The sequence below is a fragment of the Microbulbifer variabilis genome (assembly GCF_052468405.1).
This window is the reverse complement of sequence record NZ_CP174343.1, coordinates 2,171,447-2,185,765: the sequence shown is the minus strand read 5'-3', so window position 1 is coordinate 2,185,765 and position 14,319 is coordinate 2,171,447. Positions and strand designations below refer to the sequence as shown.

The window sequence follows — 14,319 nt, the reverse complement described above, 5'->3', positions numbered from 1 at the left end:
ACAATAGAATGAGTATTGAAATTATCCTCGGCGTAGCGATGTTTACCGTTATCGTACTGGCGCTGGTAGCGGTGATCCTTGCGGCCCGCTCGCGCCTGGTAAACACCGGCAACGTCAATATCCTGGTTAATGGTGAGAAGACTCTCACCGTACCGGCCGGCGGCAAGCTGCTGCAAACCCTGGCTGCTAACAACCTGTTCCTGGCCTCCGCCTGTGGTGGCGGCGGCAGCTGTGCGCAATGTGTATGTAAAGTGACTGCGGGTGGTGGTGATATGCTGCCCACCGAAGCGGCACACTTTACTCCGCGAGATGCAAAGGAAGGTAAGCGTCTTTCCTGTCAAGTTGCTGTTAAGCAGGATATGGAAATCGAAGTACCGGAAGAGGTATTTGGTGTGAAACAGTGGGAGTGCACTGTGGAATCCAATCCAAACGTAGCCACCTTTATTAAAGAGCTGACCCTGCGTCTGCCTGAAGGTGAAAACGTTGACTTCCGTGCGGGTGGTTACGTGCAGTTGGAGGCTCCGCCCCACCACGTGAAATTTGCTGACTTCGAAGTAGAAGACCAATACCGCGGTGACTGGGAGCATTTCGGCTTCTTCAAGCTGGAGTCCAAGGTTACTGAGCCTGTGGTACGTGCCTACTCTATGGCCAACTACCCGGAAGAGAAGGGTGTTGTTAAATTCAACATCCGTATCGCGACTCCGCCGCCGCGCACGGAAGGTGTGCCCCCTGGCCAGATGTCTTCCTACGTGTTCAGCCTCAAGCCGGGTGACAAGATCAAGGTATACGGACCCTTCGGTGAATTCTTCGCCAAGGAAACCGATAACGAGATGGTCTTTATTGGTGGTGGTGCCGGTATGGCACCGATGCGTTCACACATCTTCGACCAGCTCAAGCGCTTGCACTCCAAGCGCAAGATCAGCTTCTGGTATGGCGCTCGCTCCCTGCGCGAAATGTTCTATGAAGATGACTACAACGGCCTGGCTTCTGAGTTTGACAATTTCCAGTGGCACGTGGCTCTGTCCGACCCACAACCTGAGGACAACTGGACTGGTTACACAGGATTCATTCACAACGTAGTGTATGAAAACTACCTGAAAGACCACCCGGCTCCGGAAGATTGTGAGTACTACATGTGTGGGCCGCCCATGATGAACGCCGCAGTAATCAATATGCTCAAAGACTTGGGCGTGGAGGATGAAAATATCCTCCTCGATGACTTCGGTGGTTAAACGGGGAGCTTAGTTTGCTAAACGCAATCAAAGCCCCGAAAAAAGCAAAAACAGGGCCCGTTCTTCCGGCCCTGTTTTTGCTTTGTGTGGCTGTAATTTTTTCTGCTTGTACACCGACACCTGAGAACTGGCAACTCAGTGGCCGCACCATGGGCACCACTTATCACATCACGGTTGTCGATGTTCCCCGAGGTGTTGAGCACAGCCAGTTGCAGACGCTAATCGATAGTGAGCTGCAACAGGTCAACCAGGAGATGTCCACTTACATCAATGGTTCCGAGTTGATGCGTTTTAATCGCAGTCCTGTGGGTGAGGCCATTCCGGTTAGCGAACCGCTCGCCGATATTGTGCAGATGTCTCTGGATATCTATCGTCGCAGCGAAGGCGCCTTTGAGGTGACTGTGGGACCCCTGGTTAACTTGTGGGGTTTCGGCCCTCAACCAGAACCAGAGCGGATTCCCACCGATGCGGATATTGCCCGTTTGCAGCAGGTAGTGGGCTCTGATGCACTCGAGGTGACTCGTGAACCGGATACCATCACCCGCAATCGTCCAGTAGAGACTGACCTGTCGGCCATCGCCAAAGGGCACGGCGTGGATCGGGTTGCGATGTTGTTGGAGCGGCAGGGAATTCTTAACTACCTGGTCGAAATCGGTGGTGAACTGCGTACCCTTGGTGTGAATCCAAAAGGTAAGGCTTGGCGAATTGGCATTGAGGCGCCTGACTCAATGGGGCAAATGGTTCAGGAATCAATTGCTGTGAGTGGTAAAGCAGTGGCCACCAGTGGTGATTATCGCAATTATTACGAGCGCGACGGGGTACGTTATGCGCATAGCATAGATCCGCGTACTGGTCGCCCGCTAAAGCACCGATTGGCGTCGGTGACTATTATAGCGGATACCTGTGCTGAGGCAGATGGCCTGGCCACTGCACTGAATGTACTTGGGGCCGAAGCGGGAATGGCTTTGGCAGAGCGTGAAAAGCTGGCTGTCTTTATGCTGGTGAAAACTGACAAGGGGTTTGAAGAGCGGTATAGCGCTGCTTTTGCCCCTTACCTTGAGAGGTCTGAGTAGTGACAATATTTATATTTGCATTTGTTGCCATGCTACTGGTCGTTGCAGGGATGGCCCTTGGTGCCATGGTTCAAAACAAACCCCTGAAGGGTTCCTGTGGCGGGCTGAATAATATCGGCATGAAGCAGGACTGCACCATTTGTGGTGGCAACGATGACGAGTGCGAAAAAGAGCAAGAGCGCCAGCGCCAAAAAGGTATGGCTACTGAAGATCTCGCTTATGACGCAACCAAGCGCAAGTAAGTAGCTTCCCTCCCAAGCCCGTGATCAACGGGCTTGTTGTTTTATGTCATTGGCACAACTGGTGCTGATAATCGTAATTAAATAATGAGTGAGCAGCGCTCTCGCGTATCTCGCTCCATTTGGAAAACAGAATTTAGAGCATTTGATGGCAGAGCAAAAGTTTGATCTGGTTGTAATTGGTTCGGGCCCTGCAGGTGAGGCCGCCGCGATGAGTGCCGCTAAGAAGGGCATGCGCGCAGCAGTTATTGAAAAGCGCCAAGTAGTAGGTGGCAACTGTACTCATAAGGGCACTATTCCTTCCAAGGCCTTGCGCCATTCGGTCAAACAGCTGATGCGTTACAACACTCAAAGCGTGTTTCGCGCACTGGGTGAGCCTCGTCGCCTTACTTTCCCGCAGGTGATGCAAACGGTCAACAAGGTCATTTCCTACCAAGTGGAAATGCACACTTCTTTTTATGCGCGTAATCGTGTTGAGTTGATTGTTGGTGAAGCCAAATTCCGCGATGCTAACAGTGTGGAAGTGCAGCTGCCGGATGGTGCCACAGAAATTGTTACCGCAAAGAAATTTATTATTGCTACTGGCTCCCGTCCGTATCGCCCGGCAGATGTGAATTTTGGTCACGAGCGCGTCTACGATAGCGATATGATTTTGGATATGCAGCATACCCCGCATTCCATCATGATTTATGGTGCGGGAGTGATTGGCTGTGAATACGCCTCAATTTTTGCCGGCTTGGGTGTAAAGGTGGACCTGATTAATACCCGCAGCAGTTTGCTGGAATTTCTGGATGATGAAATCTCAGATGCATTGAGCTACCACTTGCGAGATATGGGCGTAACCGTTCGCCATCAGGAAGAGTATGCACAAGTACTGCCCAACGAGCAGGGCGTAATTATGGAGATGCAATCCGGTAAGCGTATCCACGCTGACGCATTGCTTTGGTGTAACGGCCGTACTGGTAATACCAACTCCTTGGGCCTGGAAAATGTTGGCCTAGAAGCCAATCACCGCGGCCAGCTAAGTGTTGATGACCATTACTGTACAGAAGTGGAAAATATTTACGCGGTAGGGGATGTGATTGGCTGGCCGAGCCTCGCTAGTGCTTCATATGACCAGGGGCGGGCTGTGGCGGCTGCCATTGCAGGGCGTGGTCACCGTGTAATCGAAGATGCACCTACAGGTATTTACACGCTTCCAGAAATTTCCTCGGTCGGTAAAACGGAATCTGAGCTGACTGCTGCTAAAGTACCCTATGAAGTCGGCCGTGCTCTCTTCAAGCACACAGCACGTGCGCAGATCTCCGGTGAGCGGGTGGGTATGCTCAAAATCCTGTTCCATATTGAAACCCATGAAATTCTGGGTATTCACTGCTTTGGTGCTGAGGCTGCAGAAATTGTGCATATTGGCCAGGCCATAATGAAGCAGCCTTCACCGCATAATACGATTGATTATTTCGTAAACACCACCTTTAACTACCCCACCATGGCAGAAGCGTACCGCAGTGCTGCATTGGATGGGCTTAATCGGGTTGCACGACTATGACAGAGCCCTCACCACATGAGTTTCAGGAACTGGTGAAAGGGTTCTTTGAAAAGATTCCTTTTAACCAACAAATCGGACTTGAAATGCGCTCCCTGGACCTGGAGGCACTCACACTTTCAGCGGGGTTTGATCTGCGCCCGGAACTGATTGGCAATGTCTGGAAAAAAATTCTTCACGGTGGCGTAATCGCCACCGCCCTGGATACCGTCGGTGGTCTTACTGCTATGGTAGCCGCTTACCAGCGTATGGGTGACGTACATTGGAAGGAAAAAGCTGATCGCTTATCTAAGCTCGGTACCGTGGATATGCGTGTGGACTACCTAAAACCAGGCAGGGGAGAGCACTTCCTCTGTGAAGGTTCTATCCTACGTACTGGCAACAAGCTGGTAGTTGCACGTATGGAGCTAAGTAATGATAAGGAAGAGTTGATTGCTACTGGCACAGCAACCTTTTTATATTGAATGGCGGCTGAGCCAGAGATAGGTTTGGTCAACCAAGCTGTCTAGCCACTTATTCTTTTAAAGGACGCCTTGTACCATGAGTGAGATGCTCGCTTTTGCCGTTATATCGCTTTTATTGGTTATATCTCCGGGGCCAAATAGCGTCCTCATACTCAAGACTGTAACAGGCCAGGGGTTAAGGCCGGGCCTGGATAATATTCTTGGACTGGTCTCAGCCACCTTCGCTCACGGAGCTATTTCCATTCTCGGCTTGTCGGCGATTATTGTGCAGTCAGCTGAGCTTTATACTGTAATAAAATACCTCGGTGCAGCATACCTAGTTTATTTGGGTGTAAAGACAATTGTCTCTACTTTCTCGAAGGGGTCGAAGCACAGTCTTACAAATAGACCAAAGCTAGGAGCAGCTCAACAAGCCTCCCATATAAATTTTGTTGAAGGCTTTTTAACCCAGATCCTCAATCCCAAAGTATCAATGTTTTATCTTGCAGCTTTCCCCCAGTTTATCCAGGTGGAAACAACAAGTTATTATCAGGCATTCCTGCTGGTTTCTGTTCATGCCTCTATTATATTTCTATGGTTTTTAGGAATGGCTTTGGTGCTGTCTAAATGGAAGCAGTCCTCAGTCAGAGGCAAGTTTCAACGCTGGATTTTACGCTTAAGTGGGAGTTTGCTCATAGGTTTTGGTGGCTTGGTTGTTCGTCAGGATGCTTGAGAAATACTTTACTTTGGGTATATGAGTTTCTAACAGGGAATAAGCTTTGAAAATTATTCAGTGCGATGAAAGCTACGTATCAGATTTGGCTTCCATTTTTGACGAATATAGAGTGTTTTGTGGCTACACATCGGATTTGGTGAGAACAGAGAAATTTCTAGGTAAATTGTTATCTAGCAAAGCCTCCGCTCTTTTTATCGCCGTAGATTTGAAGACTGCAGGGATAATGGGTTTTGTAAATCTCTATCCAAGCTATTCTTCCCTTGCACTCTCGCGCTTGTGGATTCTTAATGATTTAGGAGTATCAAGCCGCTTTAGAGGAAGAGGAGTGTCTAAGCAACTCATTCAGACTGCGATAAATTTTGCAAAGGAAACAAAAGCCATTCGTATTGAGCTTAAAACAGAGATAGGAAATAACCGTGCGAGGCGGTTATATCACTCCTTAGGCTTCGAAATCGATCATGACAATGTGTACTACAGAGTACCTTGTTAAAGGTCTATTGCTTCTTTAATCACATATGTAATGTGCACCAAAAATAATGAGTTCTTAATGGGCGTCCGATCCATTGTTTGGGCTGAATTTGTTTTTAATATTAAGCTAGGGAAGAATGGCGAGATAAGTAAATGTAGCATTGCCCTTAGGTCTTTGTAGGGTTGATATATTTTTTCAGGTTTTACTTCATTTTAAGACTATGGGTTAATATCAATTGAAGATTCTGTTTTTGGGTTAATGGTAAAGCATATCTAGCTAAAAAATTGCTTTCAATATTTTTCACGATCCCACTGAGCAGCTAAAGTTGGGTTTGATTTAAGTGGCAAGCACAATAATTTTACTTGTTATTGATCTTGCGTGTGTTTCCGGAGTGTATTAACTTTTGGCTCCGCTCACTCATAGTCTACTTTCGCCACTTAAATGTATTCATGCCTGGCTATTAGTGACACAGTCCTTTAAGTTTCTCAAGGCTTGGCATTTCATGGCGCTATTCCTGCACTCTAATTACGAATCTTAACTACAATCTGGTAATATCGAACATATTCATCCGGCCCAATTTCAACACAATAGGAGCTAATTTTTAGTTTGGAGTGGGCGATGAAAAAATTCTATTATATATTTGGTTGCTACTTTCCTCGGGCAGCGTTTGTGCCGAAGTTTTCAATATTAAGGCTGAACCAGGCAGCGGAAGCCGTATTAAGTAAGTGGGGATATCTTGGTAAGTGATGCTTGTAGTCGCAGTTTGGTCAGCGCAAGGGCAGTGGATTCAGAGTAGGGAAAGGTGGGAGCTAGGCTTCTGATGATTGAGGAGTTGTTCTGGGGTGTTGAATATACTTTACTCTTTTATGTCGTACCAATTTGGCTAGCTGGCTCTTGGTGTTTTGTTTAACTCTCCTCTTCAGCCAATAGTCTTGGTGGTTTATACTTTTACTAGTGGGTAGTCCATGGTTACCGCGATTATACTTTTGAGGAAGGAGAGCTAGATATCAAGCCGTTTCATCTATCGTTCGTTGTTCCAAACCTAGAAAAGGCAAGGGAGTTCTACGTAAACCTACTTGGCTGTGCTGTAGGCCGAGATACAGGAGAATGGATTGATATAGTATTCTATGGGCATCAAATTACTATACATCAAGAAAAGGATGGAATGGTAGCCAAGCCTATAGATCACTTTGGCCCATTACTAGAGAAAAAACAGTGGAGTGAAATATTAGCTTTACTCAAAGACCATTCGATCCCATTTGTACTGGAACCACTAGTGAGAGGTGAGGATTCTGAAAGTGAGGTTGGTAAATTTGTGGTTAAAGATCCGGCGGGCAATTTACTTGAGTTTAAATACTACAATAATTTTTCAGGCACTGTGGCTGGTAACAATAAATAAAAAAGACAGCTAATAGCTATAGCTGTGTATTACTTAGCAAGTTAGTTCGACAATCCAGGCTTGATGCATCTTGCAGTCTAATCAAATTCAACCTATTTATCTTTACTGAAAATCAATTCGGGGTGTTTCCCGACCGGGAAGCATTGTGAACGATGCCTGGTGCCTGGTGCCTGGTGCCTGGTGCCTGGTGCCTGGTGGCGGAGTAGGTGGCGGGCTTTTAATGGGGAAGGTGGGCAATAGGCTTTTAAAGCTTGGGGGTCTCTTCAATTTATTCAGGGTACTCGAATTTCATATTAAAGGATGTAAATTTGGCTAGCTGGTTTTCAATTTTTCTAAGTATTTTTTTTAACTGTTAGTCTAGATGAATTGTACTTCTGTTTTGTAAGTGTCTAGGGGTATATGTTTTCAATAGGGTTGCCAGATTCGGATTAAGATTGAAGAAATAACTGTACTAACTATGACAGCAGTCCAACTTCTTTAATTGTGGTTATTAATGCCTAGCTTATCAGCGATTAGGTAATCTAAGCTAAATCGACCGGGACCTGTAGTTATTAACCATACAAATAAAATAATATATAAAACTTGGGGTAGGTAAATAAACCAGCTTAGCCAATCCAATGGCCCTATGCCTTTGGGGATGACATGCTCAATTTCAACAGTGGTGATAGCAACAATCATTACGATAATTAGTATAATCGCAACAATTGTAGAAAAAAGCCCTGCTATTAATAGTAAGCCACCAAAAAATTCTACAGAAGCTAAAAATATAGCCATAAGCTCATGAAAGGGCACTCCTATTTCTTTCATTAAATTTATTAGGTCTGCATGTCTCTCAGGTACAAATAGCTTGTTATACCCAGATACTGAGAAGAATAACCCCAATGACACACGTGCTACCAAGATAGGTATCCATTCCCAATTATGAGCACCAACAAGTATTTTCTTCGTCAGTGGAGAATTTTGTGTAAACATAAGCGCCTTCTTATATAGCTGTATTCTAACTGTCAGTTTAATTTTAAATGCTTCGTATGCTTTTAAAGTCTTCCTTGCAGTCGGTACCAAATGTTGGGATATTTTTATTTCCACCTGTAGGTGTGTATATTTTAACGTCTTTTTTCTGGGAGCTGTCTGCAAGCAAGTAACCAGCCCAGTCATTAATATTGCGTCGTAAATAAATTATTTTTATTTAGGTATTAAGCACAGGTAAAATAGCTGGCGCAGACGCAAATTGCCTTATTCGTTATACATCGAATCGGCATGATTGGGCATATTCTAAATGCCAGTGACCTATCTTGACTGCGCACTCACTTTTGGGGGCGAAAGCTAGAGAGATATTAAAAAACACGACAAATGCAATACAATCCGCAATGCTTCCACCATCTTAGCCTATTCAAATGTCAGGGCAAATCAAATCGATGATTGACCTTTTTCGCGCCATATGACGTGTTTGTGGTTGGGAGGCCCGCAGAGCTCATTATCCAATGGAAGCTTTACACTATTTCTGATTTTTGCCGGAACTCACTTATGGTCAAGTGTGGAGATGGATCAGAATATCCTGTAGCCCTTTTGCAATCGTGGTGAACAAAATAATCGATAAGGAACAGGAGGCAGTGAGTGGCTATATCAAGGAGAGAGATTTTAATGGGGAGAAATATACAAATGAATAATTCCGCCTGGCTTAATTCAAGAATTTATAAGGAACTCGGACAAAAACAAGAGCAAAAATCTTACTCTTTCTTCTTTAAAGGTTTGCCGCTTTTGCCTCCTCTTCTGTAACCAAAATATTATCCCCGATTGTTATTCTTTACCGTTTCGTTATTTTTGACCAGTCTATTTCTTTTCTACCGGGCTCAAACTGCGGTGGGCATTCCTTGATGAGTTCGCTTGGAAAGTGGCTTAAAGCCGGAAGGTAAGGTTGGGGCCAGGGTTGTGTTCTTTGTATAGTAGGTATGATACATTTTGTAAATGTAAAGATGCATAATATAGAACAGCTATTTTTGAATTAACTGTTAACCTCTTTAAGATATTATAAATTGAATATTAAAATTCGTAATGAAAGTGGTGGAGATGCTGAGACAATCCACCGAGTTACAGCCTTAGCATTTCAGGATGCTCCACATACTGATCACACTGAGCAGCTTATTGTGGAGGGTCTTCGCAAGGCAGGTGCATTATCTTTATCTCTGGTGGCTGAGTCAGATGGAGAAATTGTAGGTCACGTTGCCATTTCACCAGTAAACATTTCTGATAGCTCGACCAACTGGTTTGGACTTGGGCCGATCTCGGTATTGCCAGAGTATCAAGAAAGGGGAGTTGGCTCGAAACTTATGGAGAAAGTTCTTGCAGACCTTAAAGAAAAGGGGGCAGAGGGTTGTGTAGTACTTGGGGACCCTAATTACTATGGGCGCTTTGGCTTCAAGGTGATCGATGGATTGGTTTTGCCAGGGGTTCCAGCTGAGTACTTCCTGGCACTGTCATTTGGTAGCAGTTTTCCGCAGGGAGAGGTTGCGTACCACGAGGCATTCTCGGTACAAGGTTAAGAATCGGTCACGTTGATTGGCTACTTAGCCTTGTTAAGCCTTGCCGTTTTTTTAGTCGTTTTATATCAGCTTGACAAGGAGGCTTTAAGTTGACAAATGTTATTACAAATCGGATACGTGTTTCCCCAAAAAACAATGAGATAAGCAAATCTTTAATTGAGATGCTTTTATTTGAAATTAACCATTTTAGCTACGGGAAAGTTTTATACTCCGTCTGTACCGGCAGAAGCTTTACTGATTTTGTATTTTGTTCACAGCGACCTTTTGACCCTCCTAATTTGGATAAGATACTCAGCTATAATGATGTTTGGCTATTGACGTCAGACGAAGGTGGTTTTCATGATTGCTTTGCTCACCTTAATGTCCAAGATAGCTACGAGCCTGCCGTATATACTGCAAACCAAATATTAATTAACGGAAATATATATAAGTTACATGGTTTTATTAAGAAATTACTTGGTGAAAGGTGTAATGATAGTTTACTAACCTCTGAGAATACGTTGTTGTGTGATATCTCCTCCACTTTTAAAGCGAGTAACTATATAAGATTGTGGAATGAGAATGGTGTTGAGGAGGTTGATCAAACCTCAATCATTGGTGAGTCAGATAGCTCCGAAATTAAAATTATTGATGGAGACTTAGAAGTCTTTGAGTCTATATTTTATAACAAATTATGCTCAAGTCCAGATTCGGCTGATTATAGGATACATAATGAATTAAAGTCAGTAAAACTCTTATTTAATAAAAGAGTGGTTAAAGATTATACATATGCACGAAGCCAATCGAATCCAGATCGCTTCTTTTGGACAGATAACAGCGCAGATTATTGGGATAATTTGATAGCTGCTAGTTAACTATGTCTCATAGCATAGTTTGATTAATATTCATCATAAAACTCTATCTGAACTAGTATAAAAATTGACGTTGCTACCTTTTCAAGCTTTTAAGCTACCAATCCTTACAGTTTTTTTTGCTGTCGTACAAGGTGGTTGAAGCTGCTTTCTTATACTGTGGATGATAAGGAGATCTCCGCGAGTTTTTAGTAGTAAGTCTCTACTTCCATTTAGTTAGCTGGCTCATAGTGTTTTGTTTAGCTCTCGCAGTGCAGTCAGTAGCTTGAGTATCTCTGCAACAGCTAGATTCACAAACCCTGGACTTCTACAGCCAAACTAACGGAAGAGCTTCATTCACGATAATTTGGCTATGTAACCTTAGATCCGTGGCAACCACATTCCCATCGTAGCGGCAAAAATACCAATGGCCATAAACACAGTCAAAGGTATCAGGGTATTGACAAAAGCAATCTGGGTTCCCTGTGCGGTTCCACGCTTTTGACAGTGAAAATACCATTCCAGCATGGCCAGCGGGAGCAGGTATTGACCGAAGCCCAGTGCATACAGGAATGGCCCGGTAAAAGATTTCCAGTCGACCCCCCAGCCGCCTGTCAGCATTGCCCAGCCCATCAAGGCCACGCGGAAGAACCACACCGCACTGGCAGCCATAAATAGGCGCAAGGCCCAGCGACGGTGCTCAGCAAAGCGCCTGGCCATCGCGGTACGCACCGCCAGAAAGGCAAACACCAAAATTAGTATGCCGTCCATGGTGATGCTGATCTGTGATACCAGATTACCAATAGTGTGCCGCGTCCAGGTCATGTAGAGCCCCGCAATACTGGCGATGACGGCTGTCAGCAGATAGCTGCGTCCCAACCAGCGATGGAAGTTGGGGGCATGCCGTCGCACCGAAGGGATCAGCTGCAGGGGCCCACCGCCGATTACAATTGCGGCCAATAGCACGTGACTCACCGAAGCGAGATTACCCAGTGTATCTCCCTCGCGGAAGCCTGCCGGAAGGTGCAGTCCTTTCAAGCCGTGCACCCCCGATTCGGCAATGGGTGGGTAGAAGACGGCCAGGATATAGGCAAAGAAGATCGCATGGCCGATGGCCGCGATGCAGAACCAGGTTTTTACCGACAGGTAAACGGCCCGCCGGGTGTCGAATGATCGCGGCAGTGTTTGGCTGAGTACAGCGTCGTTCATGGGGTTTCTCCAGGCGTTTATGGTGCGTGCTTGGGCTGAATGTGCCTGCCGAGCATGTTCGGTTTTTTCAGGCACACGCACATCGGCCACAGGCAGGAATCTGACCTCCCCCAAAAGGTGGAGATGCGACTGCTCCCGCCTCCCTCGAAAGCCCCATGACAGCTGGTTGCGCCTGGTTTAGCATGCGGAAATGAAATCCTCGTCCCTAAATACACCTGCGTCGAATCCGCTCAACACCAGCTCGGAACTACCCAAGCTTCCGGTGTGGCAGCCCTTCCGCGGGCCATTCGAACGCTGGCCGCACCTGACTGATCTGCTCATCGCCTTGCTCATGTTTTTGCTGACGCTACTGATGTGGTCGCGCGACGAGGCGCGGGAAGTGCTGGCCATGCAAAATCTGGGGGATGTTATTGCTTTCCAGTGTGCGTTCATTGGCTCCTTCGCTCTGTTGTGGCGTCGCACACACCCCTGGCAGGTACAGGCCGTTATTCTCGGCGCAACAATATTGCTGGAACTGGGTTTACCGGCGGATGGCATCGTTGCCATGGCGGTTTCGCTGTATAGCCTTGGCCGCTACGAGGCCAACACCCGGGCCAGTTTTATCGGAGTCATCGCAACGCTGGTTTTTGTGGCGATTGATCAGGGTATTCCGGTTCAACCAACCGCGGCAGGCACAGTAACGGTGATGCTGGTATGGGCGTTGTGGTATATCGGTCGCCGGCTGCGTTTTCGCGGCGAATATCTCCGCTTACTGGAAGAGAGAGCTGAGTATTTGGAGCGCGAACGCAATGCCGAATCTGAGCGTGCGGTAGCGGCCGAGCGCACACGAATCGCTCGCGAGATGCATGATGTGGTGGCGCATCAGGTGAGCCTTATGACCGTGCAAGCCGGTGCCGCCAGGGCCATCAGCCGCAATAACCCGCAAGCCGCCAGTGAGGCCATGGCTTCGGTGGAGGCTGCTGGCCGTCAGGCCATGACAGAAATGCGCCATTTACTGGGCGTACTGCGCCCGGCCAGTAGCGACACCGCGCTCACGCCGCAACCGGGTCTCAATGATTTACCGGTTCTGATTGAAAAGGTCCGGCAGGTGTTAAGCGAGGTCGACTACGAAACCCACGGCACGCTGGAAAATGTACCGACCAGCGTCGCTCTTACCGCCTATCGTATCGTTCAGGAATCTCTCACTAATGTCATCAAGCACGTTGGAGCCGCTGCGAGGGTTCAAGTGAGCCTGCGCGTAGACCATGAGACTCTAGTGATTCGTGTAGCCGATGATGGCAACACCACTGGCGACCGGCCCATGGTGGAAACAACTATTGACGAGCAGCCTGGCGGTGGGCACGGCATTGCAGGCATGCGCGAGCGCGCGGAATTGCTCGGCGGCCATCTGTATGCGGGCGCGGTCGATGGTGGTGGTTTTGAGGTATATGCACAACTACCCACAGGAATGGTGAAAACATAATGTTGCGAGTGATGGTGGCGGATGACCAGGCTTTGGTACGGTGTGGTTTTGCGTTGATCTTGAACAACGAGCCCGACATTGCGGTGGTCGCCGAGGCCGGTACCGGCGTCGAGGCAGTTGAAGCCGCACGAGCGCATCAGCCGGATATCATCCTGATGGATATTCGCATGCCGGAGATGGACGGGCTGGAAGCCACGGCACGCATCCTGGAAGCTAGTGATACAGCTTGCCGTGTCATTATTTTGACTACGTTCGATCCCGATGAGTATGTGTTTCGTGCGCTGAGGGCAGGGGCCAGTGGCTTTGTGCTCAAGGATATTCCCCCAGAGGCGCTAGTGCAGGCAGTACGCACCGTAGCAGAGGGCGGTGCCATGCTTGCACCGGGAATCACTCAACGCCTGATCAGCCAGTTCGCACAGAAATTGGGGGCAGGGCGCAACCTGTCAGAACGCCTGGGGCGCCTCACTACTCGGGAGCGTGAGGTACTGGAGGCCATCGCCGCTGGCAAGAGCAATGCCGAGATTGCGAAGGCCCTGTTTATTGGCCCTGCCACCGTGAAAACCCACGTTTCCAGCTTGCTCTCCAAACTGGGGCTGCGCGATCGTGCACAGGCGGTCGTGTTCGCTTACGAATGTGGCCTGGCCACCGTAGGGGAGCGCGATGTCGGTTTCTAGGTCAACACGCGCTTTGCAGCGCAATGCACTGTATCGGCTTGCTGCCATCAGCGCAGTAATTCTGGGGCTGTTCCTCACCCTCGGAGCTCAAGGTCACTTTACTGCCGTTTGGCCACTGGTAGCCAGTGACGGAATGGGTTTATCCCGTCGCTTGCTGTTGATGCTGCCCGGCGTGATGCTCGCCGGCACAGCGGTGTTGAACTTCCTGCTCTGCAAACCACTCTGGCAAGTACGTGGCTACGCCCTCAACGTTACGCTTGCGGGTAATCTGCTTGCTATGTGCTACTTGTTCTACCTGATGATACGCGGCGTGCCCAATCACCCTATAGGCGTTTTTCTCGCATTGGAGATGTCTTTTGTATTACTGCTCGTAGCAACAAGGGCGGGACTGGTCTGGCCTGCGGTAACAGAAACATCGGTTGAGAAGGGCATGCAGTAATGTATACGCTCGAAGCCTCCCCCCTTAAAGT

Annotated in this window: 16 protein-coding genes; 14 read left to right on the top strand and 2 right to left on the bottom strand. The window is 47.6% G+C overall.

The window, feature by feature from the left end; genetic code table 11:
• Positions 1 to 8: 8 nt before the first annotated feature.
• From nqrF to ACJJJB_RS09895, 8 genes are all read left to right on the top strand, one after another.
• Positions 9 to 1,232 carry an NADH:ubiquinone reductase (Na(+)-transporting) subunit F gene (gene nqrF, locus ACJJJB_RS09930; RefSeq protein ID WP_020413085.1) on the top strand — a complete coding sequence of 408 codons (1,224 nt, stop codon included), beginning with the start codon at positions 9 to 11 and terminating at the stop codon, positions 1,230 to 1,232.
• A 14-nt stretch (positions 1,233 to 1,246) separates the two neighbouring features.
• Positions 1,247 to 2,305: an FAD:protein FMN transferase gene (locus tag ACJJJB_RS09925; protein ID WP_445366170.1), complete on the top strand. Its 1,059-nt coding sequence runs from the start codon at positions 1,247 to 1,249 to the stop codon at positions 2,303 to 2,305.
• On the top strand, positions 2,305 to 2,547 hold the full coding sequence (gene nqrM, locus ACJJJB_RS09920; RefSeq protein ID WP_020413083.1) for a (Na+)-NQR maturation NqrM: 243 nt from the start codon (positions 2,305 to 2,307) through the stop codon (positions 2,545 to 2,547). Before ACJJJB_RS09925 ends, nqrM begins: the two co-directional genes overlap by 1 nt.
• A 145-nt stretch (positions 2,548 to 2,692) precedes the next feature.
• Complete coding sequence (sthA, locus tag ACJJJB_RS09915; RefSeq protein ID WP_020413082.1) at positions 2,693 to 4,090, top strand: Si-specific NAD(P)(+) transhydrogenase; 1,398 nt, start codon at positions 2,693 to 2,695, stop codon at positions 4,088 to 4,090.
• On the top strand, positions 4,087 to 4,551 hold the full coding sequence (locus ACJJJB_RS09910; RefSeq protein ID WP_020413081.1) for a thioesterase family protein: 465 nt from the start codon (positions 4,087 to 4,089) through the stop codon (positions 4,549 to 4,551). The genes sthA and ACJJJB_RS09910 overlap by 4 nt, the downstream gene beginning before the upstream one ends.
• A gap of 76 nt (positions 4,552 to 4,627) precedes the next feature.
• Complete coding sequence (locus tag ACJJJB_RS09905) at positions 4,628 to 5,263, top strand: LysE family translocator (protein ID WP_353376388.1); 636 nt, start codon at positions 4,628 to 4,630, stop codon at positions 5,261 to 5,263.
• A gap of 46 nt (positions 5,264 to 5,309) precedes the next feature.
• Entirely contained in the window at positions 5,310 to 5,756 is a 447-nt protein-coding gene (locus tag ACJJJB_RS09900) for a GNAT family N-acetyltransferase (protein WP_445366169.1), read from the top strand.
• Positions 5,757 to 6,741: 985 nt separating this feature from the next.
• The gene (locus ACJJJB_RS09895) at positions 6,742 to 7,134 is read left to right on the top strand and encodes a VOC family protein (RefSeq protein WP_445366275.1); all 393 of its coding nucleotides are present in this window, start codon (positions 6,742 to 6,744) and stop codon (positions 7,132 to 7,134) included.
• Positions 7,135 to 7,611: 477 nt separating this feature from the next.
• Here the strand turns inward: ACJJJB_RS09895 and ACJJJB_RS09890 are convergent, their stop codons facing one another.
• Entirely contained in the window at positions 7,612 to 8,289 is a 678-nt protein-coding gene (locus ACJJJB_RS09890; protein WP_445366168.1) for a DoxX family protein, read from the bottom strand.
• Between the two features lie 459 nt (positions 8,290 to 8,748).
• Here ACJJJB_RS09890 and ACJJJB_RS09885 point away from each other — a divergent pair, with 459 nt between their 5' ends.
• The 3 genes from ACJJJB_RS09885 (at position 8,749) to ACJJJB_RS09875 (ending at position 10,528) form a co-directional block, all read left to right on the top strand.
• Positions 8,749 to 8,910 (top strand): hypothetical protein, encoded by a 162-nt coding sequence (locus ACJJJB_RS09885; RefSeq protein WP_445366167.1) that lies wholly within the window; start codon positions 8,749 to 8,751, stop codon positions 8,908 to 8,910.
• Between the two features lie 257 nt (positions 8,911 to 9,167).
• On the top strand, positions 9,168 to 9,674 hold the full coding sequence (locus tag ACJJJB_RS09880) for a GNAT family N-acetyltransferase (protein ID WP_445366166.1): 507 nt from the start codon (positions 9,168 to 9,170) through the stop codon (positions 9,672 to 9,674).
• Positions 9,675 to 9,763: 89 nt separating this feature from the next.
• Positions 9,764 to 10,528 (top strand): hypothetical protein, encoded by a 765-nt coding sequence (locus tag ACJJJB_RS09875; protein ID WP_445366165.1) that lies wholly within the window; start codon positions 9,764 to 9,766, stop codon positions 10,526 to 10,528.
• Positions 10,529 to 10,885: 357 nt separating this feature from the next.
• Here ACJJJB_RS09875 and ACJJJB_RS09870 read toward each other — a convergent pair whose 3' ends face one another.
• Positions 10,886 to 11,827, bottom strand: coding sequence for a DUF2306 domain-containing protein (locus ACJJJB_RS09870; protein ID WP_445366164.1), 942 nt, complete (start codon positions 11,825 to 11,827; stop codon positions 10,886 to 10,888).
• A gap of 76 nt (positions 11,828 to 11,903) precedes the next feature.
• On the opposite strand from ACJJJB_RS09870, the gene ACJJJB_RS09865 reads away from it, so the two are divergent.
• The 3 genes from ACJJJB_RS09865 to ACJJJB_RS09855 are packed head-to-tail and all read left to right on the top strand — an operon-like array spanning position 11,904 to position 14,288.
• Positions 11,904 to 13,175: a sensor histidine kinase gene (locus ACJJJB_RS09865; protein ID WP_445366163.1), complete on the top strand. Its 1,272-nt coding sequence runs from the start codon at positions 11,904 to 11,906 to the stop codon at positions 13,173 to 13,175.
• A complete protein-coding gene (locus ACJJJB_RS09860) occupies positions 13,175 to 13,849 on the top strand; it encodes a response regulator (RefSeq protein ID WP_445366162.1) in 675 nt (224 codons plus the stop codon). Before ACJJJB_RS09865 ends, ACJJJB_RS09860 begins: the two co-directional genes overlap by 1 nt.
• On the top strand, positions 13,836 to 14,288 hold the full coding sequence (locus ACJJJB_RS09855) for a hypothetical protein (protein WP_445366161.1): 453 nt from the start codon (positions 13,836 to 13,838) through the stop codon (positions 14,286 to 14,288). Before ACJJJB_RS09860 ends, ACJJJB_RS09855 begins: the two co-directional genes overlap by 14 nt.
• Positions 14,289 to 14,319 lie beyond the last annotated feature (31 nt).

Bases quoted from the DNA above. Each gene is read 5' to 3' on its own strand.
- ACJJJB_RS09860 (WP_445366162.1), top strand. From the start codon at position 13,175: ATGTTGCGAGTGATGGTGGCGGATGACCAGGCTTTGGTACGGTGTGGT.
- ACJJJB_RS09890 (WP_445366168.1), bottom strand. From the start codon at position 8,289: ATGACTGGGCTGGTTACTTGCTTGCAGACAGCTCCCAGAAAAAAGACG.
- ACJJJB_RS09855 (WP_445366161.1), top strand. From the start codon at position 13,836: ATGTCGGTTTCTAGGTCAACACGCGCTTTGCAGCGCAATGCACTGTAT.
- nqrF (WP_020413085.1), top strand. From the start codon at position 9: ATGAGTATTGAAATTATCCTCGGCGTAGCGATGTTTACCGTTATCGTA.
- sthA (WP_020413082.1), top strand. From the start codon at position 2,693: ATGGCAGAGCAAAAGTTTGATCTGGTTGTAATTGGTTCGGGCCCTGCA.
- ACJJJB_RS09865 (WP_445366163.1), top strand. From the start codon at position 11,904: ATGAAATCCTCGTCCCTAAATACACCTGCGTCGAATCCGCTCAACACC.
- ACJJJB_RS09910 (WP_020413081.1), top strand. From the start codon at position 4,087: ATGACAGAGCCCTCACCACATGAGTTTCAGGAACTGGTGAAAGGGTTC.
- ACJJJB_RS09905 (WP_353376388.1), top strand. From the start codon at position 4,628: ATGAGTGAGATGCTCGCTTTTGCCGTTATATCGCTTTTATTGGTTATA.